The 26,713-nt window shown below is 39.4% G+C and carries 20 protein-coding genes; 2 read left to right on the top strand and 18 right to left on the bottom strand.

The genetic code is table 11. The annotated features are described in order from the left end of the window. Positions 1–10: 10 nt before the first annotated feature. The 11 genes from BVC88_RS15620 to BVC88_RS15670 form a co-directional block, all read right to left on the bottom strand. A complete protein-coding gene (locus BVC88_RS15620) occupies positions 11–3,226 on the bottom strand; it encodes a SusC/RagA family TonB-linked outer membrane protein (protein WP_075351674.1) in 3,216 nt (1,071 codons plus the stop codon). Between the two features lie 331 nt (positions 3,227–3,557). Next, on the bottom strand, positions 3,558–4,079 hold the full coding sequence (locus BVC88_RS15625; RefSeq protein ID WP_075351643.1) for a GNAT family N-acetyltransferase: 522 nt from the start codon (positions 4,077–4,079) through the stop codon (positions 3,558–3,560). Next, entirely contained in the window at positions 4,076–4,702 is a 627-nt protein-coding gene (locus tag BVC88_RS15630) for a hypothetical protein (protein ID WP_075351644.1), read from the bottom strand. Before BVC88_RS15630 ends, BVC88_RS15625 begins: the two co-directional genes overlap by 4 nt. A 67-nt stretch (positions 4,703–4,769) precedes the next feature. After that, the gene (locus BVC88_RS15635) at positions 4,770–5,921 is read right to left on the bottom strand and encodes an efflux RND transporter periplasmic adaptor subunit (RefSeq protein WP_075351645.1); all 1,152 of its coding nucleotides are present in this window, start codon (positions 5,919–5,921) and stop codon (positions 4,770–4,772) included. Continuing rightward, positions 5,921–10,246, bottom strand: coding sequence for a CusA/CzcA family heavy metal efflux RND transporter (locus tag BVC88_RS15640; RefSeq protein ID WP_075351646.1), 4,326 nt, complete (start codon positions 10,244–10,246; stop codon positions 5,921–5,923). Before BVC88_RS15640 ends, BVC88_RS15635 begins: the two co-directional genes overlap by 1 nt. 72 nt (positions 10,247–10,318) lie before the next feature. Next, positions 10,319–11,707 carry a sensor histidine kinase gene (locus BVC88_RS15645; RefSeq protein WP_083639127.1) on the bottom strand — a complete coding sequence of 463 codons (1,389 nt, stop codon included), beginning with the start codon at positions 11,705–11,707 and terminating at the stop codon, positions 10,319–10,321. After that, the gene (locus tag BVC88_RS15650) at positions 11,707–12,372 is read right to left on the bottom strand and encodes a response regulator transcription factor (protein ID WP_075351647.1); all 666 of its coding nucleotides are present in this window, start codon (positions 12,370–12,372) and stop codon (positions 11,707–11,709) included. The genes BVC88_RS15645 and BVC88_RS15650 overlap by 1 nt, the downstream gene beginning before the upstream one ends. A gap of 3 nt (positions 12,373–12,375) precedes the next feature. Beyond that, complete coding sequence (locus BVC88_RS15655; protein ID WP_075351648.1) at positions 12,376–14,634, bottom strand: lipid-A-disaccharide synthase N-terminal domain-containing protein; 2,259 nt, start codon at positions 14,632–14,634, stop codon at positions 12,376–12,378. Further along, a complete protein-coding gene (locus BVC88_RS15660) occupies positions 14,631–15,365 on the bottom strand; it encodes a glycosyltransferase family 2 protein (protein ID WP_075351649.1) in 735 nt (244 codons plus the stop codon). The genes BVC88_RS15655 and BVC88_RS15660 overlap by 4 nt, the downstream gene beginning before the upstream one ends. A gap of 74 nt (positions 15,366–15,439) precedes the next feature. After that, complete coding sequence (locus BVC88_RS15665) at positions 15,440–16,543, bottom strand: glycoside hydrolase family 130 protein (protein ID WP_075351676.1); 1,104 nt, start codon at positions 16,541–16,543, stop codon at positions 15,440–15,442. Positions 16,544–16,676: 133 nt separating this feature from the next. Then, positions 16,677–17,900 carry a PepSY-associated TM helix domain-containing protein gene (locus BVC88_RS15670; RefSeq protein WP_075351650.1) on the bottom strand — a complete coding sequence of 408 codons (1,224 nt, stop codon included), beginning with the start codon at positions 17,898–17,900 and terminating at the stop codon, positions 16,677–16,679. A gap of 208 nt (positions 17,901–18,108) precedes the next feature. On the opposite strand from BVC88_RS15670, the gene BVC88_RS15675 reads away from it, so the two are divergent. Beyond that, the gene (locus BVC88_RS15675) at positions 18,109–18,891 is read left to right on the top strand and encodes a DUF6503 family protein (RefSeq protein ID WP_075351651.1); all 783 of its coding nucleotides are present in this window, start codon (positions 18,109–18,111) and stop codon (positions 18,889–18,891) included. Here BVC88_RS15675 and BVC88_RS15680 read toward each other — a convergent pair. Genes BVC88_RS15680 through BVC88_RS15695 form a run of 4 tightly spaced genes read right to left on the bottom strand, consistent with a single transcriptional unit; the run spans position 18,879 to position 22,918 of the window. Further along, complete coding sequence (locus tag BVC88_RS15680) at positions 18,879–19,748, bottom strand: transglutaminase family protein (RefSeq protein WP_075351677.1); 870 nt, start codon at positions 19,746–19,748, stop codon at positions 18,879–18,881. The two genes, BVC88_RS15675 and BVC88_RS15680, sit on opposite strands and share 13 nt — an antisense overlap. A gap of 8 nt (positions 19,749–19,756) precedes the next feature. Beyond that, complete coding sequence (locus tag BVC88_RS15685) at positions 19,757–20,500, bottom strand: peptidase (protein ID WP_075351652.1); 744 nt, start codon at positions 20,498–20,500, stop codon at positions 19,757–19,759. Further along, on the bottom strand, positions 20,497–21,477 hold the full coding sequence (locus BVC88_RS15690) for an alpha-E domain-containing protein (RefSeq protein ID WP_075351653.1): 981 nt from the start codon (positions 21,475–21,477) through the stop codon (positions 20,497–20,499). Before BVC88_RS15690 ends, BVC88_RS15685 begins: the two co-directional genes overlap by 4 nt. 16 nt (positions 21,478–21,493) lie before the next feature. Beyond that, a complete protein-coding gene (locus BVC88_RS15695; protein ID WP_075351654.1) occupies positions 21,494–22,918 on the bottom strand; it encodes a circularly permuted type 2 ATP-grasp protein in 1,425 nt (474 codons plus the stop codon). A 239-nt stretch (positions 22,919–23,157) separates the two neighbouring features. On the opposite strand from BVC88_RS15695, the gene BVC88_RS15700 reads away from it, so the two are divergent. Beyond that, entirely contained in the window at positions 23,158–24,063 is a 906-nt protein-coding gene (locus BVC88_RS15700) for a YitT family protein (RefSeq protein WP_075351655.1), read from the top strand. 308 nt (positions 24,064–24,371) lie between these two features. Here BVC88_RS15700 and BVC88_RS21200 read toward each other — a convergent pair whose 3' ends face one another. The 3 genes from BVC88_RS21200 to BVC88_RS15715 all read right to left on the bottom strand — a co-directional run bounded on the left by BVC88_RS21200 (position 24,372) and on the right by BVC88_RS15715 (position 26,481). Beyond that, positions 24,372–24,608 (bottom strand): four helix bundle protein, encoded by a 237-nt coding sequence (locus BVC88_RS21200; protein WP_139316585.1) that lies wholly within the window; start codon positions 24,606–24,608, stop codon positions 24,372–24,374. Between the two features lie 239 nt (positions 24,609–24,847). Further along, positions 24,848–25,921 (bottom strand): DUF4221 family protein, encoded by a 1,074-nt coding sequence (locus tag BVC88_RS15710; RefSeq protein WP_245803658.1) that lies wholly within the window; start codon positions 25,919–25,921, stop codon positions 24,848–24,850. A 269-nt stretch (positions 25,922–26,190) separates the two neighbouring features. Beyond that, complete coding sequence (locus tag BVC88_RS15715; RefSeq protein WP_075351657.1) at positions 26,191–26,481, bottom strand: hypothetical protein; 291 nt, start codon at positions 26,479–26,481, stop codon at positions 26,191–26,193. Between the last annotated feature and the right edge of the window lie 232 nt (positions 26,482–26,713).

A 26,713-nucleotide genomic window follows, 5' to 3' on the forward strand; every position in this document is an offset into this window, starting at 1 on the left:
TTTAAACCGATCAAAATTTGACATTTACATTAAATCCGATGCTTCTGGTTGAAGGAAATGCCATGTTTTCGATTCCAGGCTGAAGTGTTCCACCAGCCATTGATAAAGTTTCCGGGTCAAAATGAGGGTTCTCTGTCCAAAGAGCCAGATTCCTACCTACAAGAGATACACGAACATCCTGAATCGGAAGATCTCCAAAGACTGTTCTTGGAATAGTATAGCTAATGGTCACTTCTCTCAATTTTAAGTAGGTCGCATCATACTTAGCTGCTTCAACATTATTTCGCTCATAATATCTGTTGTGCCAGTTTCGTGAGGTAATTTTCACGGTATTTGGGCTATAAGAACCGTCAGAGTTTTTTACTACACCCGGGCTTATAATGCCGTTACCTTCTACATTCAAATCATAGCCGTTTTCCCGTCCATAGAGTGTTTCTTCCAATTGTCCGGAAGTACTTCCAATGGTCTTGGTTCGAGAAACGACGATTCCGCCATATCGGAAATCAAATAAAAATCCAAGAGAGACACCTTTGTAGCTGAAGTTATTTTGTAACCCCAACATCCAATCTGGGTTGTAATTTCCTTGAAGTTTCAATTCAGGATCTCTCAAAGGAGTACCTGTTGAGTTATGGACGATTTGTCCAAAAAACTCAGAATTTGGATCCTCTACTCGCTCGAAGCCTACACCATAGATATTCCCCATTCGCTCCCCTATTCTAGCCTGGATTATAGCACCATTTCGATCAGTAAGTGTATAAGCATCAAGACCTTCTGTCAATTCAATCACTTTGCCACGATTTCTCGTAAAGTTGGCTATGAAATCCCAGTTAAATCCATTCTTATTCTGGATCGGCTTGGCATTCAATACAATTTCAATTCCTTGATTTTGAATCTCACCAGCATTGATGATTCGGGAAGCATAGCCTGTAGCGATATCCAATTCAATCGGGATGATTTGGTTTCTGGTACGGTTGTCGAAATAAGTGAAATCCAATCCAAACCTTCCTTCATTAAAACGAATATCAGCCCCTACTTCGAAAGCAGCAGTTCGCTCTGGCTTTAGTTCTGCATTTGACAATCGATTGGATTCAGATTTTGCCTGGATTGTTCCCCAGGCTACTTGAGAGTTATAGACATTCGAAAGGCTGTATGGGTCCGTATCATTCCCTACCTCTGCATAGGCTGCACGAACTTTCATAAATGAAATAGCAGATGGGAGAGTAATCATATCCGAAATCACTGAACTAAGGGTAGCAGAAGGATAGAAATAGCTATTGTTGTCTGCAGGCAGTGTACTTGACCAGTCATTTCGACCAGTTATATCAAGAAACAAGATATTTTTGTAGCCTATCTGACCAAATCCGTAGAAGGAATTGATTCGTTTCTCAGAAGTAAATTGATTGACTTGAAGATTTACTGCAGTATTGGTGAAGTTGTAAATCCCTGGAATCAATAGTTGAGGAGCAACAGTTTGAAGAAATCGGTTTTCCTGCCTCATCGAGTTTCCACCTAAAGCGATGCTATAAGACCATACTGGCTTGGTAGTCTCAGAATAAGTTAATAAGAAGTCTGAGTTTTGCTCACTGAAAAATATATTATCCTCTCGGTAATTCCCCTTTGGAAATCGCTGCGTGCTAAATGCTCGCTTACGGTCTCGTAGTTCATTATAGGAATCCAAACCAGTCCGTAACATCAAGTTTAACTTTGGAGTGAATTTGTAGTTCAACGAGATATTTCCGAAAATCCGATCTTTTTCCTGCCCATTCGTATTTTCGTAGACATTGAAATATGGGTTGTCGTGGTAATTGTAGTTATAGTTAAACTGCTGCACTCCTTCCAAGCCCGGCATCCAATAATCTCTAAGATTTGGGGTATTGATTTGTCTTCCGTACCAAATCCAGAGATACATCAGGTTTTCTGTTCCATAGGAAATATTCGGTCGATTGCCACTGTTGGTTCGCTGATAATTCACAGAGGAATTAACGGTCAATTTATCAGTCACTTTAGTCCCTCCATGTAGCGAAATAGTGTTTCGTTTCAAATCTGTATTCGGAACGATTCCTTTCTGATCCAAATTGGTCCAGGAAAGTCGAATGTTTGACTTTTCATTCCCTCCTGATATAGCCACATTATTATTAAGTGTGACGCCAGTTTGAAAAAAGTCATCAATATTATTTGGCTGAGCCACCCAAGGTGTAGCTTGAATTGTGCTTCCATCAGGTGCATTTAAATCACCACCTCTGAATCCCGGTGTTGATCTTGGCGAGTCAAATTGAGGAATCAGCAAACCTGCGTCTAAACGTGGTCCCCAGCTTTCATCTACTCCATCTGCTATACCTGCGCCTGCTCCGTTGACGAATTCAAACTGCCCATTATTTCCTTGACCATAAACATTTTGCCATTGTGGCATCACCAAGGTATTGTCAAATGTGGTATTGGAGTTAATCACCACTCCTAAGCCTTGTCTATTTTTACCTGATTTGGTAGTAATTAGGATAGCTCCGTTTGCCGCACGTGAACCGTACAAAGCTGCAGCAGCTGGTCCTTTCAATACGGTCATAGAAGCCACGTCATCAGGATTGATCTCACCTGCTGAATTTCCATAATCGACCTCTTGGTTTCCTGACCCTGATGATCCTACGACATTATTTGAAATTGGAACTCCATCCACTACAAATAGCGGCTGATTTGCATTGATATTCAAAGAGGACTCTCCCCGGATAGTCACCCGGGTAGACCCTCCGATTCCACTGGAACCGTTGGTAATCTGAACTCCTGCCACTCGACCACTCAATGAGTTGATCACGTTGCTTTCTCTGGCTTCTGTAAACCTACTCCCGTCTACTGCCTGAACGGAATAGCCTAGCGCTTTTGTCTCTCGCTCCACTCCCAATGCGGTCACCACTACTTCACTCAGTGCGAGACCTTCGGATAATGAAACATTGATTTGAGAAGCGTTTCCTACCGTTCGCTCAATACTCTCAAAACCCACAAAAGAGAAAACTAAAATTTCACTTCGAGTAGCATCAATCATATACGTCCCGTCTACGTCAGTGACAGTTCCCCGATTGGTACCTTTTACCAAGACCGTCGCGCCTGGTAAAGCTTCATTGTTTGCATCAGTGACTTTTCCAGTTATTTTGGATTCCTGAGCAAACGAAAAATTCATGATTAGCAATAGACTGGCAGTAGCCATCCATCGCCAAATGCTTTTGTTAGCAGCCATTTTTTTGTAGATGTTTTTGATAATGATTTTGGTTAAATTTTTACCAAAGCTATACATCTGCAAAACCACTCCGGTTAAATCAGAATTATCAAAAAATGAACAAATATTTCAGCATTGTTCCTAAAACAAATTAAAAAACAGTCAATTACAATTATTTGGGTCATTTTTAAGATCCAAAACACATGGTATGTTTCGTGAACTTTACCGAAACATTAAAAAATAATGTATATAAATACTAAACAATTAAAATTGATATATCAATTAGGAAAATCTGATTGGCAAGAGACTCATCAAAATCTTCTGGGAATCAGCCTAAAGTAAAAGCAAATGATTAAATCTCCTTCCTCATTAACCAATCCGTCTGAAGCTCATCGCCAAAAGGAAAGGGATGTGAACCGAATTTTTCAAATCCGTTGCGCTCGTAAAAGCTAATTGCTCGGGGATTATGCTCCCATACTCCCAGCCAGATGTATTTCTTCTGTTTTTGCTTCGCAAAATCAATCGCTTGATCCAGAAGCATTTTCCCCAGACCTAAGCCGATAAATTCATCTAACAGATAAAGGCGGGCGATTTCCAAACTTTCCGGATCGTGCACATCGGTCTGTGCAGGAGTCAGATTCACTTTAGTGTAGCCAATGATACGAGTTCCAGTAACCAACTTATAAAAGGTTGAACCTTGAGTTTGATATTCCTTCCGAAACTGATCTAGCGTAAAAGCTTCATCTAAATAAGCCTTCACGTTCTCTGGTTTATTATTGGCGGTGAAAGCCTCTATAAATGCTTTTTGAGCCATGTTCAGCAATTCTGGCAAATCCGGAAGCTCAGATTTCAGGATACGATAAGACTTACTCATTTGGCTTTTTCTAACTTTTTCAAAGCTTCGATAATCTGAGAATTTGGATACTCTCCCAAAATCGAATGGTAATTTCCTGAGGGATCCAACACCACAAAACTTCCACATGGATATGGGAATTTGAAAAAGGTTTGTTCAAATAGCCTACCGGGATCAGGAATATGAGTCATGATTCCTTGGTACTTATTTAATCCTGAAGGGTTTTTGTAAAGGTAAACTGGCCCATAACCATCCTTAGATTCAATATTTTTAACCAACCATTCATGATTTTTCCTACGGAGTTTTTTATTTGTAGCCACCAACCCTGTTGAATTGCACTCATCTTTTCCTGGGTAAAAAATCACCACAATTGGTTTACCTTCTTTCAGGACTTCCTCCAGTTCCAGCGCTTTATAAAACAGTTCAGGATTGTCCACTTTCCCAAAAGGCATTCTATAAATCAAAACTTGTTCATTGGGATCATTTCCTGGAACACCGAAATAGGGTCCATTCAATATTTTATCCTCGTATTGGTCCTTGGTAATAATTCCGCCCATTTCATTTCGATAAACATTTTGGGCGAAAGAAACTTGACTAGAAAGAAATACTGAGATACTTAAGACCAGAATCAGAAAATGCTTCATGGTTTCAAAAGTAACAAACCGGGTTGAAATTGAATATTTAAAAAGAGATAAGATGTTTTCTTTTACCTTAAATCAAATTAAACCCACCTTTTACCAATATTTGATCAGTATCGGAAAGCTTGGCATTTGGTAAGATTTCAATCTTTCCCTCCCCCATTCTACCTGTTTGAACCTCAATCTTTTCTAATGAAAATCCAGAATCTTTTTTATTTCGAAGTACCAAAACGTACATTTTCCCTTCAGACTCAATCACTGCAGTTTGTGGTACTGAAATCGCCTCCTCAGGATCTTTTTGGATTTTTGCTTCGACAAACATTCCAGGAACGAGTAGTGACTCCTTGCTTTCGTCTTTAAAGTCTGCATGTACATTAATTTGGCGGGCATCATTGATGGATTGTCCTACCATAAAAACTTCAGCGACAAATATTTCTGAAGAAAGTTCAGGAACCCGAACCTCAACTGTTTGCCCCTTTTTGATTGCTGTAGCATCTTTTTCAAATACAATCAACTCTATATGCAAATGCGCTTTACTGATCAGGCGAACAGGAACATCTGTAGGCTGAACATAGGCACCAGGAACAGAATTTATCTCTGTCACAAATCCTGCAATAGGTGAGTAAATAGCGATTTTAGATCGGATCGACTCAGGCTGAAGTTCGTCTGCATTGATTCGAAGCAAACCAAGCTGACGCTTCAGACTCTCTGCTTTTGCCCGTGTACTTTGGTAGTCTGCCTCTGCTTTTAAGTAACTCTTTTGGGAAGCAATCTGCTCATCGAAAAGAGTTTTCTGACGATCATATTCAGCCTTTAAGTAGTTCAATTGGCTTTTTGCTTCCAAATAATTTTGTTGAATAAGTATAAATTCCGGATTTTCTAAATAGAAAAGCACTTCACCTTTTCTTACCGATTGCCCTTCCAGCAATTCCAAACCACTGACATATCCACCGTAGTAGGTAGTCACATCAATCATGTTTTCTACAGGAACTCGAACAGCTCCCTGAACTGTGATATCTTCAGAAAACTGATCAGTTTCTAATTTTCCCCAAGCCATATTCATGGCATTGAATTGCTCCGTGGTCAATTCAATCATCCCATTTTCAGTGGAGGCATTTACAATCTCAAGGCCCGAATTATCATCAGTTTGCTGCCCGCAGGAAAAGGCAAAGAATAAAGTCAATGGGGCAAGAAAATATCGGAGGGAAAGCAATTTGGTTTTCATCAGTCGATCAAGTAATTGATTTTCAAAATAGTGAGTTGGTAATCGTATCTGCTTTGCAAATACTGAAGTGTAATGTTTCTGGAGTTTTCCAGTAATTGTGCATATTGAAGAAAGTCGATTTCGCCCTCTTTATATGATCGTTGAGCTTGGTCGATCAATTGCTCTGAAAGTACTTTTCCCTCAGATTCGTAGTATTTAATCACTTGCTCTTGCTGCCTCAATTGAGTTTGTAGCTGCTTGGACTTGCTGATCAGTTGATTTTGATAGCTTTCTGATTCCAAAGCTATTCGTTGTTGCTGGAATTGAGAGGAGTTAATTTCTGATTTTTGGGATCCAAAGAACAAAGGAATCGACAAACCTGTCTGGAAACCTGGGTAAACTGCCGCATTTGGACCAGGGTTAGTTCCCCGGAATAAATCCACAGAAATATCAGGAAGTAATCTTCTCTTCTCCACCTGCACCTGATGAGCAGCTTGGATTCTGATTCCTTCATAATACTGAACTCCAGGATGAGTGTCCCATTGCTCCAAAATCACCAAATCGAGATTCGTCAAACTTTGACTTACTTCCAATTCTCCCACCCAATTCAATTGCAGTTTGAGTTGATCTAGGGCTACTTTAAAGTTTTGGTCTGCTTCGGATTTTTTGAGTTTGATTTCCTGAAGCTTCCCCGCTGCAGTTAGTTTCTCGAGGTAATTGGTTTCTCCTGTTTCGAAACGTCTGTTTGCTGCATTAGCGAATACCGCATATAAACTATCCAGGAAATCGTAATGATCACTCAGACTCTGGTAGTGCTGTACTGTCAAAAAAGCGCTGCTAACCTCAGACCGAATCCGCATTTTCTCCAATTCGGTTTGTTGCTGACTAATAAGTGCTTGATCTTTTAGGACCTTTTTCTGGGCAGTATAAAGCGATGGGAAAGCAAATCGCTGATTTACTCCCCAAACCCGATTATAAACCCCATTCTCGGCGATATCATTTTTATCAAAACCATAATAAACCGTTGTCTTATCTATGTTCCAACCGGCACCTTGTCTTGCTATTGCCGATTCCGTTGCTTTTTCTGCAGATTGAATTCTAAGGTTTCTACTTTCAGCAAGTTCCAAAGCCGCTTCCAAAGTCAAAGGTTCTGTTACTTCCTGAGCCATAGCTGGCACGCCGATCATGAGAAGGATAATGGTCGCGATCACTTTTGGATTTAATCCACTTTTCTCTTTTTTCTCTTTGAAAAGCACATACAACACCGGTAAAACAAACAGTGTTAAAAATGTAGCTGTAAACAAACCACCGACTACAACTGTAGCCAAAGGTCGCTGCACCTCAGCTCCGGCAGAAGAGGAGATTGCCATAGGCAAAAACCCTAAAGCCGCGGCGGAGGCAGTCAGTAAAACCGGTCGTAACCGCTCCTTTGCTCCGATAAAAACAAGCTCTTTAAGATTAGTAAACTTCGATTCCATGGATTTAAAATGTTCGATCAATACAATACCATTCAACACTGCGATTCCAAACAAAGCTATAAATCCTACTCCAGCGGAGATGCTAAATGGCATATCCCGAGCCCAAAGCAAAAACACACCTCCAATGGCAGAAAGAGGAATCGCTGAATAAATCATAATGGCATCCTTTGCGGAAGAAAATGCAAAATACAACAGTACAAATATCAAGAACAAGGCAATAGGGACTGCGATCATCAAGCGACTCCTAGCTTGTTGCAAGTTTTCAAACTGTCCTCCATAAGATACCCGATACCCCTCTGGCACTTCAATTTGATTAGCCACAATAGCCTGTATATCATCCACAACGGATTGTAAGTCTCTGTTTCTGACATTTACTCCGATCACTATTCTACGTTGCGTATTGTCTCGTGAGATTTTTGCTGGCCCTTTCGTATAAGAGATTTTTGCCAATTCGGATAGCGGAATAGATCCTCCAGTCGGCAATTGAACTGCCACGTTTTCAAGGTTAGAGATATCCTGTCTGAATTCTTTCTCAAATCTAACAACCAGATCAAATTGCCTTTCGCCTTCGAAAACCCTTCCGGCAGTTTGCCCCGCAAAACCCATTGTAACGATTTGATTGAGGTCTTCAATGTTTAACCCAAAGCGTGCAATTTTTGCTCGGTCATATTCGATTCTCATCTGAGGTAAACCGTCAACTTTCTCTACAATAATATCTGCCGCACCTTCAACACCTTGAATAGCAGCCTCGATTTTTTCCGCTGTTTGGAGCAAGACATCCAAATCTTCTCCAAAAACTTTGATCGCTAAATCGGCACGAACACCGGTGATCAATTCGTTGAAACGCATTTCGATCGGCTGGGTAAATTCAAACTCCAACCCTGGAATTACTTCCAAAGCCTTCTTGAATGCTTCTGCCAATTCATCCTTAGTCTCCACCGTGGTCCACTCCGATGGTGGATGTAAAGTCACGATCACATCTGTCTCTTCCATAGACATGGGATCAGTCGGGATCTCTGCAGCACCAATTCGGGTTACGATCTGATTTACTTCTGGGAACTGCTTGAGGACATTTTCAATGCGGGTCATAGTTTCAACCGTATTGGTCAGTGTAGTTCCAGTCTTCAAAACCGGCTGGATTACAAAATCACCTTCGTCGAGTGTAGGAACAAACTCGGAACCCATTCGGGAAAAGACAAAAATCGTGATCACCAGCAAACCAAAGGCTCCAGCTAAAACAGCTTTCGAATGATCTAATGCCCATTTGATAGCTGGCTCATAGCCTCTATTGATTGTATTTATAATTCTTGTAGAAATATTTTTAGGCCCGGGAGGGGTAGTCTTCAGAAACATGGAAGAAACAACCGGAACATAGGTTAGGCCGAGGATCATTGCCCCTACCAAAGCAAAGCTGAAAACCTCTGCCATTGGTCGAAACATCTTGCCTTCCACTCCACTCAAGGATAAAATTGGAATAAAAACAATGATGATAATAATTTGTCCAAAAATCGCTGAATGCATCATTTTGGAAGCTCCTTGGAGCGAGACTTCATCTTTTTTCACCCGAAGTTCTTCCGGGGAAAGTTGATTGGCATCCTTTCCAATTTGGGTAAATCGGAATGCAATGTATTCTACGATAATTACTGCACCGTCAATAATAATCCCAAAGTCAATCGCTCCCAAACTCATCAGGTTGGCATCGACTCCGAAGATGTACATCATCGAAATGGCAAAAAGCAAACTCAGTGGGATTACAGAGGCAACCACTAATCCCGAACGAATATTGCCTAACAGTAATACGACTACAAAAACTACAATCAAACAACCCAAAATCAGATTTTCGGCGATCGTGAAGGTCGTCCGTCCAATCAACTCTGAACGATCCAAAAACCCATTTATAACTACTCCCTTAGGCAAAGATGATTCGATCTCTACAAGTCTTTCTTTAACTCGATCGATGGTTGCTTTGGATCCAGCTCCTTTGAGCATCATCACTTGGCCAAGGACTTTCTCTCCTTCACCATTGGCAGTAATGGCGCCAAATCGATTTGCATGACCAAAGTCTACTTTAGCGATGTCTTTAATATAAAGAGGAGTTCCTTCGCGGACTTCAATCACTATATTCCCAATATCTTCCAGGCTCTTCACCAAACCTTCACCACGGATAAAAAAGCTCTCATTTGTCTTTTCTATATAGCTACCTCCAGCGATGGAATTATTTTTACTAAGTGCATCATATACTTGGGACAGACTAATGCCCATTGCTTTCAATCGCTCAGGATTAATGGCAACTTCATACTGCTTGAGAAATCCTCCCCAGGTATTCACTTCCACCACTCCCTCAATTCCTGAAAGTTGGCGACGAACTACCCAGTCTTGAATCGTTCGTAAATCAGTGATCGTGTATTGGTCTTCATATCCAGGTTTGACATCAATCACATATTGATAAATCTCTCCCAAACCTGTAGAAATCGGCCCCATAAAAGGCTGGCCAAAACCGGCAGGAATTTGTTCTTGGGCTATCTTGATTCGTTCGGCAATTAATTGTCGAGGCAAATACGTACCTAAATCATCTTCAAAAACAATCGTCACTACAGACAACCCGAATTTAGAAACGGAACGAATCTCTTTAACACCCGGTAGATTTGCCATCTCCAGCTCTACAGGATAGGTCAGGTATTTTTCCACATCTTCTGTGGCGAGATTCCGAGAGGTGGTAATGACTTGTACCTGATTATTGGTCACGTCTGGAACAGCACCAATGGAAAGACGCGCCAATGCATAAATCCCAAAGCCTATCCAGCCTGCAATCAGCAGAAAAATGATCAGTTTATTCGAAATACTCCAATTGATAATCCGGTCTAGCATAAAATGAATCTTAGTGATACAAAAATCACTATAATCATCTGTAAACTAGCATAAGAATATCTTAAGGTTTACTTAAATCTTTTCCTGAAAGATCAATCTAAAAATAGAACCAACACCTTTTTTGCTTTGCACCTCAATCAAAATCCCGGATTCCAAGGCCAGTTTTTTTACGATGGCAAGTCCTAAACCAGTTCCGGGAACAGGTTTTTCCAAAAGCTGAGTTTCCCTAAAAAACGGATCAAAAATCCGGTCTAATGAATCTTCCTCGATACCTACTCCTTGATCCTCAACAGTAATAAATGGTGCACCCTGATGAATTCCTGCCCGAATAGAAATCGAAGAGTCATGATCAGAATATTTCAGCGAATTTTGAAGCAAATTATTCAAGATCATATGAAGAGACTTCGTATTCACCTCTATTTCCAGTGGTAGAGTAAGGTTGGTTTCGAAATCAATTTGTCTTGCATAATCATGGGACATTTTCTGAGCGAAGTTGCGGCCGAATTCAAGTAAATCGATTGACAAATAATCAGAGTTCGAAAATTTACCGACGCGCGCCAAAGCCAAAAGCTGCTCTATCATCTCACTCATTCGATCAATACTTTGTAAAGCAGTCTGAATTTTTGACTCGTATTCTTCTGTGGTACGAGGCTTACGGATCAAGACTTCCAATGTCCCCCGTAGAACAGCCAGTGGAGTTCGAAGCTCATGGGAAGCATCAGAGGTAAATTGCTTTTCTCGATTTAATGATTGTTCCAGCCTGGAAAGTAATGAGTTGATAGATCTTGCCAATTGACCTATTTCATCATTTTGCTCCGTTAATGGTACCCGTTCGTTCAGGTTTTTCTGATTAATCTGATTGGTAGTATCTGTGATGATTTGGATTGGTGCAATACTTTTTCCAACCATAAATCTCATCATTAAAAAAAGCGAGATCAAAATGACAGGATAAAGTACTACAAGAATCTTAAGGAGATTATAAAGTAAATGTCGCGAATCCTCAAAGGAAGTTGCCACAAGCATATACCCTTCTATTTTACCCTCATGCCTCAAGGGAATCTGTATCTGCCGAACCTCTTCATCTCCTATTTCCAGCGTCAATGCATCGTCTCTTGAAGCTCGATCGGGCAAAAAAGTCAAATGATTTCCTCTCAGATTTGGAGAGCGGTCCATGGTATTTCCCTCAAGGTCTACGATTTCAATGAAAATCGGATTGAGTTGAATTTGGGAATGTTCTGCTTCTTCCCATTCATTTTTGTTTAAAAAAATCAATTCTCCGTTCACAAGAGAGATTTCTCTCAAATGATCTTGTACCTCAGCTAAAAGGGCTTTATCACTATTTTCAATGACTGAATAATTAACCACTACATAGATAATCGTAAAAACAACCAAGATGATCAACGCAGTCATCATGGTTAGCCTTCTAGCTATTCGTTCACGATAGGAATTACTTTTCTTCATTATTCTTTAGCCATATAACCTACACCGCGAATAGTCTGTATATATCCCTCTTCCTCATGAAGATCCAGTTTCTTCCGAAGCGAATTAATAAAAACATCGATCACACCTGTATTATACTCGAAATGTATATCCCATACCTTTTCGATAATTAATGTTCTTCGGCATACCTTATTCTTGTTTCTGACCAAGTATTCAAGTAAGGCAAATTCCTTCTGTGTAAGGGGAATCTCAACATTATCTTTTAATACTTGATGTCTTTCAGGAAAAATAGAAATCGTACCTAAGGTGAAAAATTCCGGTTCACCGACTTTTGCCCGAAGTTGCACCCGCACACGTTCTAACAATTCTTCGAAATGAAAGGGTTTTTTGATGTAATCATTTGCCCCTGCCTGCAAGCCAAAGACAGTTTCATCAGTCGTGTCTTTTGCAGTGAGAAAGATGATTGGAGTATCCTTATGTTCTTTTCGAAAAGCACGACAAAGATCAATCCCACTCAATCCTGGAAGCATCCAATCTAGAAGCAAAAGATCATAATTACCCGAAAGAGCCAAATCCAAGCCCATCTTTCCATTATCCGCAACGTCCACGGCATAGGATTCTTCTTCAAGTCCTTGCTTTAAAAAACCGGAAATCCCTGGCTCATCCTCTACTACTAGAATTCTCATTTTCTATTTTTTAGGTTCTATCCGATGAATTTTCCAACCGTCTATTTCAACTTGAAGCTTCCAACTGAAGTCAGTAGGAAGATCAGGAAGTTTTTTACTTGATTTTGAAATCCAAAACCCTTTTTGATTGACAGCTTTCTTGATCCAATCCGGATCAGTTTTTAAATTAATCAAAGTTTCTTTCCAACTCTCATCTTTTTGAAATTGAGTTTCCCGATTGAGGCTTTCGTCTCCATCGTAAATGGAAACAATAGGCAGTTCGCTCTGAAAAGAGATCGAAGGAAGCCGCTTGTCATAAATGAATATTTCATCTTGCGGCTCATGATTAGCAGACACCCATTCAGCAACTCTTCGGGTATCATTGACGACGGCTGGATTAGCGCTGAAAAAATACGATGCCATCAAACCGACTCCCATTGTAAATACCCATGAATTGATCAAAACACGATCTTTTCGTTGAATTCCTGAAATCAAAAGCCCTATTAATGTTCCTATTAAAATGAACCAGATATAGTAAAACTTATACCCTAAAGTAATCCTAGGATCTATCTTAGGAGAAATGATAAGGCCTATCAACACCAGACCAAAAAAAATGAATTGGGTGATTTCCCACTTTTTCTGAGCACGATCCGAAAGCTGATCCCAGGCTAATATTGAACCGAAAGCTAATCCCGAATACACAGGAAGTATATATAAAACCAATTTAGACTGACTGATAGAGAAGAACAGAACCGGAATGACCACCCATACCCAAAATAGAGCAAGTTGAGATGATTTGTTTTTTGCTACCCAAATAGACTTCTGAAGTAAAATCAAAAACCATGGAAAAGCGGTGATAATCAGGACTACCGGATAAAACCAAAAAGGCTGACCTCGTGAAAAAGTATCAGTGGCAAATCGCTGGATCGTATGCTTAAAAAGAAAATAATCCAGAAATCTGGAATCTTCAATATAGAGCCCAACAAACCAAAACAGTCCAATCCCAAGCATTAATGCCAGCCCAACCAGCGTAGGCCAATTGAATTTTGGCCAGGCTCTTTTTTGATAACCTTGATAAACCAGAAGGATTATCGGCACAATCCAGACCACAGGACCTTTGGTCAGAAACCCCAAACCTAAAAACACAAAAGATGCGATCAATGAAATGGGATTTTTGGATTTTTGATGAGAAAACCAAAAATATATCGCTGCCAATATGAAGGTGGCTAAATATGTATCAGTGGTCAAAGCTCTACTTCCGATGATTACCACCGAGAATGAACTGTAAAGCATAGCTGCCAAAAAGGCTTTTTTTGAATCTTTAAAAAGCAAAAGGCCAAGTTTATAAATCAGAAAAATCTTAAGCAGAACTGCGATCTGCAAGAAAAAACGGGCAGAGAAAGGCGAAACCCCAAAAGCCTTATAAGCTACTGCCGTGATCCAATAGGTCATCGGAGGCTTGTGATAATGAAAAATCCCCATGAGCTGAGGGTGAATCCAATCACCTGACTCCAGCATTTCTTTCCCAATTTCCGCATACCGTGCCTCGCTTGATTCCGTTACGGACCAAGATTGGAGATTGAAAAAGAGTACAAAAGCAGTAAATCCAATTAGTACAGGTAATCGGTAGGATTTAATCCGATCGAGAAATGCGGAGGGAATGGCAAATTTTAGATTCTTTTCGATACTGATATTACGAGCATAAACCAAGATCCCGAATGCCTGACCAATAAATAGAACGGCATCTTTTCGAAATATCGCATACGAGGCAATCATGATAGCTCCAACAATGCTGATATACCAGAAGCTGATCGGGAAATGAGACTCCTTTTTTTGCTCTGCGGAATACCACTGTACAAAAAACCGACCAGTGAAAAGCACTTGACCTATACTACCCCAAGTCAAAAGTAAAGTGCCAATTTCAGGATTAGAAAACAGGGAAGGAAATGAGAAGTCCCCTGAAAAAAGGTACCCGAAAAAGACAAAAGGCATCGTCAGGATTAGGACTCTAGTCCATTTCGGAAAATTATCCCAAGCATTCTGAAGTTGTAGATTTCGTATGTAAATAAAATATCCAAAAACCTGTCCTCCAACAATCACAATATCATGTCGAAATGTCCCATATACCATCAACAAGAAAGAGGCAAGAATACTTAGCTGCCAAAAGATCAAAGGCGAAAGCACTTTTCCTGCTTTTTCGGAGCGAATCAATTGAATAATAAATCGAGCAGAAAATAGCCCCTGAGCTAAAAATCCAAGTGAAAGTAATCCAATCCCATTCATAGAATCTGGTCTTTAGACATTCTATCTGAACTTTGGATCTTGTAATTAATCCTTCGCTTCATCATCCATCTGACTCCAATAGTATCCACAAGTGGTCCAATCGATCTATTGAGAAAATTGAATTTACTTTTGCCACTTTCTCTAGGATAGTGGGCGATTGGAATCTCCTTGACTTTACCACCTTGCATCAGCACCAATGCCGGAATGAATCGGTGTACTCCGGAAAAATAAGGTAAAGCAAGAGCATACTCTCGCTTGATGATTTTAAGCGGACAGCCAGAGTCTTTTACTCCATCATTAAGCAATGAATCCCGAAACCAATTCGCAAATCGTGAAGTAATTTTCTTTACAGGAGAATCCTTTCTACCCATGCGAGCACCGAGGACCAAGTCAAATGAATCCAAGAAAGGCTCAAATCTGAGGAAATCGATCGGTTTGGTCTGTAGATCTGCATCAATATAGCCTAACCAATCACTCTTGGCATACTTAAATCCAGCTAGAATCGCTGCGCTTAATCCTCTATTTCGATCAAAGGAAATGAAATGAAATCTCGAATTTGTTTCACATAGCTTTTTAATCTTCAGTAAACTCCCATCTGTAGAGCCATCATCAACAAGCAACATTTGAGGATTCATGGAGGATTTTTCGAAGTAGGGCTGGAACTCACTTTCCAATATATCTATCCCAGCTTCTTCATTATAGATCGGAACAATTATGGTTAGCTCTTTCATCCTCATTTTAAAGAGGCAAAATTGCAACTAAGACATTTTGAAATGCTTAGCGATTCCTTAAGATTGGCTTAAAATCATTTTTCCAGCACCGAGGAAACGACCCCTACCATGCTATCGGCTGTTCCATAATACAGTAGCCAACTACCTTCAAAATAAACCAATCCCTCCAAAAACGTAGTACCTTCAGGGTATTGGCCTGACTTTTCAAATGGTAAAGTCGGCTGGATAAAAGGCTCTTGCACTCGGTCTAAAAGCTTCCAAGGTTCGGTTGCTGAAAAAAGCGCTTGTCCACCAGTATAAACTCGGTTTCCCAGATTTTTAACCCCGACTTGCTGGGAATTACCGGAATTATAAAGCACCACGATTCCATCTTTCGTCAACACTGGAGGAGGCCCCGCCTCCACCAACCAAGAATCAAAATAGCCTGGACGTGGACTCAGAACAGGCACCCGATTTCCTTCGTGATTCTCCACAGGTTGCCAATGAATCAAGTCTACCGAAGTCGCCAGCCAAATATGGGGCACCCCATAATACATCCAATACTTCCCATCAATTTTGGCTGCTATAAGCTTTCCATCTTGAAGTTCCGTTACGATAGCACCTGATTTTGACTCCGTATTATGGTATTTTCCATCCTTCCAATCTTTGAAAATCGGACCATGCTTTTCCCAGTTTCGAAGATCATTCGAAGTGGCAACAGCAAGTCTTGGTACATCACGATTCCACTGCGTATAAGTCAAGACATAAAGTCCCTCTTTCGTCTCTACGATTCGAGGGTCCTCCGTTCCGCCTGTCCATTCAAATTCTTTCTGATTATCATCTTTTGGATAAAATATAGGTTCGGTCTCGCGAGCGAAAGAAAAACCATCGTCTGATATCGCCATTCCTATTCTGGAAGTATGTCCACCAATCTCTTTTTCACCCAGCTTCTCCTCGGCCCGATAAAGGACATAGACCCTTCCATCTTTTACGATAGCTGCAGGATTGAATGTAGCCATCGACTCCCAAGCGACAGTTCTACCAGTCATCGGGTCTTCAAAATTGGTTGTATTCTGGGGAGTGATGATTGGTTTCGCAGATTCAGGCCTAAGAAAAGGACCTAGCATCCAGGGCTTTTCTTGAGCTTGAGTTGAAAAAAAAGAAAGGAAAATCAGAACTAAAGAAATTGACTTCTTCATTGTTGAGCAGTTTAATTGAATCGGAAGATAGGTTTTTGGCTGATGAAAAATATTCATCGCTTGCAAAAAGAAGCTGGTTTGAACAAGAAAACAACCTATCTAACGCTGTTAATGCTGGCTCGAATACTAAACTCTATGCCATTTCAACTTGTCTTGGCTGCTTTGGCTTTCTGTTGGAAGTTTTCTTTTTTCGCTTATTCCACCAGATCAGTGTACCTGTGATTGGTAATGAAGTGGCTACAGTGCAAGCCAAAAACCAAAGAAACTTAGAAAATTGACCAAAAATCTCTCCGGTATGGAGCGCTTTGATGGATCTACCAATCTGTTGACGAAAGCTTAAATCTGAAAAAAGTTTCACTTCTAAAGTTTCTAAATTCTCTGGAGACATCTGCAATTCATCCGAACCGGTCCCCGCAAAGAAACCTGACTTGTATTTGCGAACAGCTATGCCTTCGGTTTCGGATCCTGGAAGGGATATCCTAACCGAACCTTTAAAGTCAAAGGTTTGGTCAGTTTTGGCCAAAATATCATCTAGCGTGATATCATCATTTTTGATAAAGATGGGCTGAGAAAGATTTTTTTCAGCTTCTTTTTGCTCCGGAGAGACATACGTATCAAAGGTCTTTTGGTAACCTTCTCGATACCAAGTGAAAGACCAAAAAGGTCCAGTTGCAGCCATAACGAATAAGAATATCAGCGAATAAAAGGCCAGTGTATTGTGAAGATCGTGATTGGTTCGCTTCCAATTTCCAGACCATTTGATTTTGAGACCTTGTTTCCAGTTTTTGACCTTGTTAGGAACCCAGATCACAATCCCCGTAATCACTCCTAGCAAAAACAATAGCGTCGCAATCCCATTGATTAATCTACCCAAATCGCGATTTCCCATACTTTCTAAAATGGGTTCTTCCACCCGATCAAGCAACAGCCAACGGTGAAGGCTAAACATATAGCCCATAAACTCAGCTGTAGAAGTTTTATCCGAACTGTTTCCAATTATTTCCCCTGAGTAAGGATTCACATAAAAAGTATTTCCTCTCCCCTCCTCGGTTTCCCTTTTCAGAGTGAATTGAACACTTCGATCCGTTTCCTCATTCCAGTTTATGGCTATAACTTTTGACTCTTGGGATTTTTCCAACAAATTTTTTAAACTCTCAGCCCCCATTCGTTCGCCCGCTTCTTCTACAAAATAAAGCTCAGAATCAAAAAACTCCCGAATCTCTGTATTGTAGACGTAAATCGTTCCGCTAAAACAGACCGCGATAACAATAAGCCCACAACTTAATCCAGCATAAAGATGAATTTTATTAAACAGTTTTCGGATGATTTTCCAAGCAGAAGATGAGTTAGATCTCATGTGTTTCGGTTTGAGTTTTGACAATCGGAATACCTGACAAAAATAAAAACAATTTTATTTATTTAGATTAATTCTAAAGATTATTTTTCTTTAGACTGAATATGATTAATGATGAGGTTTCTTCTACAAGTCCTAAGAATGACTTGAAGAGGAATATCCGAGATCCAAAAAATATTGTTTATTAACTTGCACGAAACTAAGTAGCCCAATGAAAACCTTCTTAAAATCTATTGCTCTTGCTTTCCTTGTTTTAATTCAATTCGCATGTGCCGAGAAAGAAAATGTATCTACTTCTGAGATCACGAAAGAAGTAAATCCGGAATTTAAAAAAGTACTTGAAGCACATGGCGATTGGCAAAAATGGACAGATGCCAAAGCGATGAGTTACGCTATGGTTCATGAAACCAATCTCACCCAAGAAAGTCACTTTATTAATCTTAAGAGTAGAAAAACAAGAATCTCCACGGAGTTTTTCGATATGGGATTTGACGGTGAAAAAACATGGATCAGCCCCAGTCGAGATGCCTATTCAGGCAAGTCCCTAAAGTTTTATCACAATCTGTATTTCTATTTTTACTCCATCCCTTTTGTATTTACTGACCCGGGAGTGACTGTTGAGAAGGTTTCAGACAAAACCCTAAATGGTCAGGCTTATCCCACTTTCCGGGCAAGTTTTGATAGCAATGTCGGAGAAAGTCCGGATGATGAATATTTCATGTTGATCAACCCTGAAACCAATCGCTTGGAATACTTACTGTATACAGTGACTTATTATGGGGATAGCAACCCCAGCTTGAATGCGCTTAAATATGAAGACTATCGGGATAACAATGGAATCTATTTCCCAAGAATTCTTACCGGGTACAAGTTTGAAAACGATTCAACCAAGGAATTAAGATATAATCTAAGCTTTGGAGACTTGTTGCTTTTACCTGATGAGTTTGATGCCTCAATCTTCGAAAAGCCAAAGAATGGAGTCTATAGCGATTGATTCTTAACCTGTTCTATCTGCACGAGCGTCTCCAATTTGGAATTTGATTCACCTCCATATTTTCCCTGAACAGGTAGCGTCAACTGCGGATTAGGGTGAAAAGCAAGGGGAATATACAATTCATTAGTAAGTAAACCCAAACTAGGATCCAAGCCAATCCAGCCTGCACCGGGAAGATAAGTTTCCAGCCAGGCATGGAGCTCATGACCTTCTTCAAGTTCTGGATTGTAAGCATACCCACTTACGAATCTACTTGCCAAACCCAGTACTCCGAGCATATTCATCTCCATCCAAGCTAGATCTCTACAAGAACCTTGGCCTTGAGAAAAGGTGAATTCCGGTGACCAAATATCTTCTTCCTCACGAATCAAATGCGTCCAATCCTGATGAATCTGAGCTGTGATTTTTACTAAGAAATCCAATAAATCCACAGACTGATTAAAAGTGTTTCGGGCAGCCGAAGCCAAACTAGAATCAGAATTTTGATGAATAAAAGGATAAACCAACGATTGGATTAGAAAAGGATACTCGAAACTATTTGCTTTTAGAGTATTGTAGGATTTCAAAAATTCAGGTTCTACGATAAAAGCGAAGGGGTTAAATTTGTGGCATTCAATCAAAATATCGCTTTTTATTTCCAAGCTTCCAGTTTCACCTTCAAACCAAGCTTGTATATACGAATTGCCAATAAAATCCCTTCGCGTCGATTTTCCCTTTGGCACTGGGTCCATCAATAAATTACTTTTTAAAACCGTCTGAAAATCTTGATTTTGAGGAATTAAAAAAAAATCATGAATCCCCAATGTCACTGGGTTATCGTAAAGGTACTTGGTAAGGTGCGAGATTTTAAGATACATTTCCAACTTTAATCATGAGAAACGGGATTGAGATTCTCTTCAAACGCCTTATCCAAAATGGAGGCTGGTAGTTCCTCAATGGCATTTTTAAGCCGTTCGTTCCAGAAAGTAGAAATATGCTCTAATTCCTTTTGCTCAAATCGCTGCTCTTTCACGCTAAACGTATTATTTGGAAGAAGAACCATGTCAATCGGAAAATCAACATCATTAGCAGAAATCCGAGTGGCATCAAAAGCCAAAAAGGCGCATTTTAAAGCATAATCAAGTGAGTCATCATAGGAAAGTGATCGTTTTAAGACAGGATTTCCAAACCCGGTATTCCCAATGATCACAAAGGGGGTTCCTCTTCGGATCTCGATCCAATTTCCCTGAGGATAGAGTAAATAGAGTTTTGGCTCTGAATCTTCTTCCAGTTGCCCACCTATTATCGAATAAACATTAAAATTTAGCCCGGCTTCTTCCAAATATTCCCGATCCTCTTTAGCGACTGCTCTCACCTGATTTCCAAACTCATTTACCGCATGGTAGAGTTTTGTGAATGAATCATCTTTTCTTTCTATTACTTCAGAAAAATAGGTGATGGCTTTGTCCCGAACCGATCGCAAGCCTGAGGTCATTATAAAGAAGGAATGCTTCTCACGGTTGACTGTATAAACTTTTTTGGATGAAGTGGTCTCACTTCCTGAGGTAATTCTCGTATCCGATAATCCCACGATACCATCCTTCGTTTTAATGCCTAGGCAAAATGTCATTCTTGAACCGTTGTTTGTTTGGTAAAGTTATCCCTAATAGTGAAGAAATTACTATCAATCTGATTAGAGATTGAATTGATTTTAACTTGGAGATTATCCAAGTATTCATGCAGTCCAAAGGCAATAATTTCTTTGACATCCGCGAATTCCAGTTTGGAACGAAGCTCTCCAATCGCTTTCTCAGCAGAGTTTTTATACCCTCCTCCCTGATTCCCAGAGATCTTATGGAGGCAGTTTTCCGCCTCTTTGATGCAATAGTAAATGGATCTTGGAAAGTATTTATCCAATACCAAGAATTCAACTACACTGGCGGGAGCAATATTACCATATACTCTCCTGTAAGTGTTGAAAGCTGTAACTGATTTAAGCAATGCCATCCAATGAAGAAAGTCCAAGGGAGTCCCTACTTCTTCCTCTGAAGGCAGTAGAATATGATATTTCACATCCAGAATTCTCGATGTCTTATCTGCTCGCTCTAAAAACTGACCAAGTTGACGGAAATACCAACCTTCAGTCCTAGCCAAACTGCTATCAGCAATACCATAAAGCAAGAGAATTTGATTTTTTACTTTCTCAAAGAAGGCTCTTGGATCTTCCTTTTTCCAGATTTTCTTTTCATTGCCTTCCTGCATCATATAATACAACTCATTGGATTTTTCCCAAGTTTCTTTACTTAGATTTTCCCGAATGATTCTCGCGTTTTCTCTTGCACTTTTGACAGCGGACATCATGGAATTCGGATTTCGTTCGTCAAAGGCTAGAAAAAACAATACGTTTTTGCTGTCAAAACCCTCATTAAACTTATTATACAAATCCAAATCACCTGTGGCTGCCACAAGTGGCATCCATTGTTCTTTTAAATCAATGGGGAGATCCTGCATCAAATTAAAATTCACATCAATGAATCTTGCATAATTCTCAGCCCGCTCTAGGTATCTACCTAGCCAATAAATATGGTTTGCTACTCTACTCAGCATAATTTTTTTCGATTAATTAATATAAAACCCATGTATCCTTACTTCCACCACCTTGAGAGCTGTTTACTACAAGAGAGCCTTTTTTCAAAGCCACTCGAGTCAAGGCTCCAGGGATCACTTCGATTTCCTTGCCATAAAGGATGTATGGCCTTAAATCTACATGTCGCCCTTCGATTCCTTCGTCGGTCAAAGTAGGCACAGTTGATAGCGAAAGTGTAGGCTGCGCGATATAATTGGTTGGGTTGTTTTTGATCAATTCCCTGAATTTATCATGTTCTTCTTTGGTAGCCTTTGGCCCGATCAGCATTCCATAGCCACCTGCTGCATTTGTCTCTTTAACTACCAATTCATGAATATTCTCCAATACATAAGCTCGGTCTTTTTCTTCCCGACAGAGATAAGTAGGTACATTATTCAGAATAGGCTCTTCGTTTAGGTAGTATTTTATGATTTTTGGAACGTAAGCATATACTGCTTTGTCATCCGCCACGCCAGTTCCAGGGGCATTTGCCAAGGCGATATTTCCTGCTTTATAAGCTTCAAAAAGTCCGGGCACACCAAGCATCGAATCCGGATTAAAAGCCAAAGGATCTAAAAAAGTATCATCAATTCGACGGTATAAAACGTCGATTTGCTGCAAGCCTTGAGTCGTCTGCATATAGACAATTTTATTCTCCACGATCAAATCTACTCCTGAAACTAATTCCACACCCATTTGTAAGGCTAGATAAGAATGCTCGTAATAAGCCGAATTGTAGATACCCGGAGTCAACACTCCCACTACAGGTTTTGGCTTATCAGAGAGATTTTGAAGCATCTGCAATAATTTTGCAGGATAGTCAGACACTGGCATCACGCCACGTTTGTAAAAAAGCTTAGGATAGGCTCGCTTGATAATCTCACGGCTTTCCAGCATGTATGACACTCCCGAAGGACATCTGAGATTATCCTCCAAGATGTAATATTCACCGTCCTTGCTTTTGACTAAATCGGTTCCTGTGATATGACACCAAATCCCTTTTGGAGGAGTCAGTCCAACACAAGGATCGAGGTAATCCTTACTATTCAGAATCAATTCACTAGGAATTATCCCATCCTTAAGAATCCGACGCTCATTATAAATATCCTGAAGAAACATGTTCAAAGCATTGGTTCGCTGCTTCAATCCTGACTCTATTTTTCGCCACTCTTCATTTGGGATTATTCGAGGAATGATGTCCAGGTGAAGAATTTTTTCCAATCCCTGATTGTCATGGTACACATTAAAAGTCATTCCCATCGATCGCTGAGTTTGGTTCGCCGCAAACTGCAAATGGTGCATTTTCTTAGCCGTGTTTTTCTTTAAGGTTTCACAAAATTCTAAATAATGTGCTCTAGTCTCCCCTTCCGGAGTAAACATTTCATCGTAATGTTCTCCTGATTTATATCCTTCTGTTTTCATCTATTTATAATTTGTTTTTCAGTGGTCATCCCAACGTGTGACTTTTGAGTCCTGCTCGATTTCATGTTTTAAGAAAATTTTGAACCTCTATAAGGTAATTGAATTTACTGGAATTCAAAAGATCGTTGAATAATTAGCAATAAATCAAAAAATCCTCAAATCCATTTCAATAAAATCAAAAATTGAGATTATTATGAGTCTATTTTATTTTTTCAAAATATCGGTTCTACCTTTAAGTAATGGTAAAGCGACTTTTGAAAATACAGGATTCAAGTTGGGTGAAGAAAATCACGGTTTGGCGACAGATTAAGGATTTTATTTTCATCTCCATAGGAGTATTTATGGCCAGCATCGGTTTGAAAGGATTTTTGCTCCCAAATGGATTCTTCGACGGTGGAGCGATGGGAATTTCCCTGTTACTGGAACTCCTGACTCCGATGAACCTATCAGTTTTGATCATCTTAGTCAATTTGCCTTTTATCCTTTTGGGAGCTCGACAGGTTTCTGTAGCCTTTGCAATTAAAAGTACACTTGCCATTTTTGGACTGGCACTATTGGTTCATTTTATTGAATTCCCAACTATCACTGCCGACAAGCTTTTAATAGCTGTTTTTGGAGGGTTTTTCTTAGGAAGTGGAATTGGATTTGCTATTCGAGGAGGGGCTGTGATTGACGGGACAGAGGTTTTGGCGATTTCTGTCAGTAGGACTTCCAGCTTGACCGTAGGTGACTTCATCACTGTCTTTAATGTATTTCTATTTATTGTTGCCGCATTCTTTGTGAATCTGGAGACTGCCATGTACTCCCTTCTGACTTATTTTTCTGCTTCAAAAACTGTTGATTTCATCATCAATGGAGTAGAAGAATACTTGGGCGTGATGATCATGTCCCCAATGGCAGAGGAGATCAAATCTATGATTTCCCATGATTTGGGTCGTGGAGTGACCGTCCTTAAATCAGATGGAGGTTATGGTGAAAAAGCCAAATTACTTCCAGACAGAAAGGTCCTTTTCTGCGTGATCACACGATTAGAAGTGACCCGGATGCTTACCGAAATTGATAAAATTGATCCCAAAGCATTTGTAATCCAATATCCTATCAAGGATACCAAGGGTGGGATGATCAAGAAGCGGCCGCTACATTGAAATACTCAAGACTCAATGGACAATAATCAATTAATAAGGCTGAATTCAATGCTCAATGAAAGCAGCCACTTGAATATTGAGTTTGAGACTTGAATATTGAACATTTTTAAAGGCTCAATTGACAAAGTTCAAACTCAACGTTCAAGGAAAATCCCCAATTGACTATTGAATTTGTAAATACGTTTACATCCCAATTCTCTGCTTCGTAGTAAGTATAATTTTTGCAAATATTGTGCAGAGCTCCTCTGACTCCTTGAAAATCATACCTCTATGATTTAAATCTCCAAAACCAGAATAATTCATGATTTTTAAAGTAGCTCTTGATTCTTTAACTCCTTTAAAACGATCCCGCTTTTATGAATAAAATCTTTCTTGCTTTCGGCTCCTTGAGCTTCACCATAATTCAAACAAGCACCAGTCGAAGATCTAATCAATTGATTTTTCAAATGGTTCTCAGCAAACGTATTTCCGAATGTGTTGCAAAACTTGATTGTTTCGCCCGAAAATAGAACTAGTCGGTCTTCTAAATCATATTTCTTTTCCATTAATAGTAAAAAATTAGCAGAATTAGAGAATTCTAAAATTATGAAAAACTGTTCTTGCTTAATAAAAAAGGCAAATCCAAAATACTTAATTTGAACTTTGAAAAATAGTAGCAAAAAATTTGATATTAAAACCAAGAAACCTAAATAATATCTAAGTTCTTGGTTATTTTAAATTTTAATCCAATTGTATTTTACAATACTAATAATCCTATATTCAATTAGGCTAAGAGCAGAAACTTTTAATTATAAAAGGTTTCCACTGGCTCAAATATCTCAATTACAATCTTATTCTCATTTGAACCATGAACATCTTTACGAAATAAATTGATCCCTTTTGAAGACATTAAAATTTTTGACGGATCATATAATTGTGATGAGAAAAAATGCTCTCCTAACTTCTCAAAATGCTCATCAAGAATTATAATCGAGAAGTCAGGCCCTTCAGAGTCGAAAAGCTTTTCCAAAGGTGGCCTGATTAGTGCTACCCTGTAATAAAGGTTATGATTTTGGTCATAATATATTCCCCTATAATCTGATGTAGTCATCCCATGATCTTCCTCTTCTTGATCTCGGGTGCCATTTTCCTTCTTGAGATAGTGGAATGGGTCAGATTTGAAAGGGGGAATGGATTCAAAGTGTTCAGAACCAACAAAATGCTGACTCACTTCATTAGACTCAAGATTTACTTTTTGGAGAAAAGGGTCCACGGGGTAACTTGCCACCAATACATTAGTGGAATGATTGTAGGCTATACTTGGCTCATATTTGAATTTCGTTCCCCAATATGCCTTGGAGTATAATTCCGGAAACACGCTAAGAAACTTTACCTTTTTTGTAGCCAAATCTAAACTTAATGAACTTGGATAATCCTGATAATCTTTTTGATACCTCGTAAATGTGGTAGGAATAATTAATTTACCTTTTACATATAGTATGGGAGCGCTAGCAGAAGGGAAGGGCATTGGTAGATTTGCTGAGTCAGCGTAGTCTACCAGAGGGTAGCGTTTGATTATTTTACCGGAATCCGTCAAATGTATTAAAGCTCCCGACCAGTGGTGAAAAAGATAGATGGAGTCAAACGCATGAAGATAATGAACTGAAGTAGACAAGTTTCCCAATCCATTAGGGCCTTCGTATTCGAATTGGACCGTGCGCAACTTTTGGGTATCCTTGTAGTCGAATATCGCTAAAGTCATAAGGTCAGTATCGAGAAAGCTCAAATATTCCCTCCCTCTAATGGTTGAAACTCCTATGGAATTTGTCGAAAACCGAAGGCTCGAATCTAAGGAAAACTCCAATAATTCCCTAGACATCAAATCAATTTTCTTTTTGTAATCCGATGAGTTTTCCTTTTGTAAATATGGATTAAAACGACTTTTGTCACTACAAGCAAATCCTAACAAAATTATTAGAATAAAGATACTTATAGCTTTTATTTTATAATATAAATCGGAACAACATTCCATAGGAGAATTTAATTAAAAGGGCAGTGTGCTAGTACCAATAATTTATAATAAAAGTTTTATCTTAAAACTCGAAATTTTTAAATATTAAAATACATTTAAATAAGAATCTTCTTTTACTATTTTGCCCCATTGCAAGATGGTCCTGAACCACTCCTCACACACATACTGCCTCCATATGGATTTGCTTGGCATCCACCTTTATTTTGTTCTGGGATATGAGAGACTGTACAACTTTTCCCAGGTCCACCTTCAAGCTCTGAACCATCATTTTCAGATGCAACATTAGTTTCTAGAAATTCTGCCTGAGGCTGTGCAGCAAAATTAGCTCCCGTCCAAGTAAGGCTAGTAATTATTACTAAGGATGCAAACAATACTCCTTTTCGAAAATTTAATTGTTTTGTTACCATTGTTCTTTGTTTGTTTTAGTCAATAAAAATAATTATCAAATAATTTTAAACCTTCTTTTTAAAACTTCCAAATCACTCATAATGAATTTCTTATGATTCTAAGAATAATGCAACTCTAAAAACTATAATTTACGAAATAATATTCTGTAATATTAGTTTACCCCCCCCCCCACAATCCTTAGTTTATTTGGTATAAGGATGAACTAACAGAATATTTCATCGAATTTAAACT

It is taken from the genome of Algoriphagus marinus, assembly GCF_001936475.1.
Classification (GTDB): domain Bacteria; phylum Bacteroidota; class Bacteroidia; order Cytophagales; family Cyclobacteriaceae; genus Algoriphagus; species Algoriphagus marinus.

What these genes read in the sequence shown, in the direction of transcription:
- BVC88_RS15700 (WP_075351655.1), top strand. Translation starts at nt 23,158, where the DNA reads ATGGTAAAGCGACTTTTGAAAATACAGGATTCAAGTTGGGTGAAGAAA.
- BVC88_RS15665 (WP_075351676.1), bottom strand. Translation starts at nt 16,543, where the DNA reads ATGAAGAAGTCAATTTCTTTAGTTCTGATTTTCCTTTCTTTTTTTTCA.
- BVC88_RS15655 (WP_075351648.1), bottom strand. Translation starts at nt 14,634, where the DNA reads ATGAATGGGATTGGATTACTTTCACTTGGATTTTTAGCTCAGGGGCTA.
- BVC88_RS15630 (WP_075351644.1), bottom strand. Translation starts at nt 4,702, where the DNA reads ATGAAGCATTTTCTGATTCTGGTCTTAAGTATCTCAGTATTTCTTTCT.
- BVC88_RS15710 (WP_245803658.1), bottom strand. Translation starts at nt 25,921, where the DNA reads ATGTCTAGGGAATTATTGGAGTTTTCCTTAGATTCGAGCCTTCGGTTT.
- BVC88_RS15675 (WP_075351651.1), top strand. Translation starts at nt 18,109, where the DNA reads ATGAAAACCTTCTTAAAATCTATTGCTCTTGCTTTCCTTGTTTTAATT.
- BVC88_RS21200 (WP_139316585.1), bottom strand. Translation starts at nt 24,608, where the DNA reads ATGGAAAAGAAATATGATTTAGAAGACCGACTAGTTCTATTTTCGGGC.
- BVC88_RS15660 (WP_075351649.1), bottom strand. Translation starts at nt 15,365, where the DNA reads ATGAAAGAGCTAACCATAATTGTTCCGATCTATAATGAAGAAGCTGGG.
- BVC88_RS15680 (WP_075351677.1), bottom strand. Translation starts at nt 19,748, where the DNA reads ATGTATCTTAAAATCTCGCACCTTACCAAGTACCTTTACGATAACCCA.
- BVC88_RS15650 (WP_075351647.1), bottom strand. Translation starts at nt 12,372, where the DNA reads ATGAGAATTCTAGTAGTAGAGGATGAGCCAGGGATTTCCGGTTTTTTA.
- BVC88_RS15690 (WP_075351653.1), bottom strand. Translation starts at nt 21,477, where the DNA reads ATGCTGAGTAGAGTAGCAAACCATATTTATTGGCTAGGTAGATACCTA.
- BVC88_RS15625 (WP_075351643.1), bottom strand. Translation starts at nt 4,079, where the DNA reads ATGAGTAAGTCTTATCGTATCCTGAAATCTGAGCTTCCGGATTTGCCA.
- BVC88_RS15645 (WP_083639127.1), bottom strand. Translation starts at nt 11,707, where the DNA reads ATGAAGAAAAGTAATTCCTATCGTGAACGAATAGCTAGAAGGCTAACC.
- BVC88_RS15640 (WP_075351646.1), bottom strand. Translation starts at nt 10,246, where the DNA reads ATGCTAGACCGGATTATCAATTGGAGTATTTCGAATAAACTGATCATT.
- BVC88_RS15695 (WP_075351654.1), bottom strand. Translation starts at nt 22,918, where the DNA reads ATGAAAACAGAAGGATATAAATCAGGAGAACATTACGATGAAATGTTT.
- BVC88_RS15685 (WP_075351652.1), bottom strand. Translation starts at nt 20,500, where the DNA reads ATGACATTTTGCCTAGGCATTAAAACGAAGGATGGTATCGTGGGATTA.
- BVC88_RS15620 (WP_075351674.1), bottom strand. Translation starts at nt 3,226, where the DNA reads ATGGCTGCTAACAAAAGCATTTGGCGATGGATGGCTACTGCCAGTCTA.
- BVC88_RS15715 (WP_075351657.1), bottom strand. Translation starts at nt 26,481, where the DNA reads ATGGTAACAAAACAATTAAATTTTCGAAAAGGAGTATTGTTTGCATCC.
- BVC88_RS15670 (WP_075351650.1), bottom strand. Translation starts at nt 17,900, where the DNA reads ATGAGATCTAACTCATCTTCTGCTTGGAAAATCATCCGAAAACTGTTT.
- BVC88_RS15635 (WP_075351645.1), bottom strand. Translation starts at nt 5,921, where the DNA reads ATGAAAACCAAATTGCTTTCCCTCCGATATTTTCTTGCCCCATTGACT.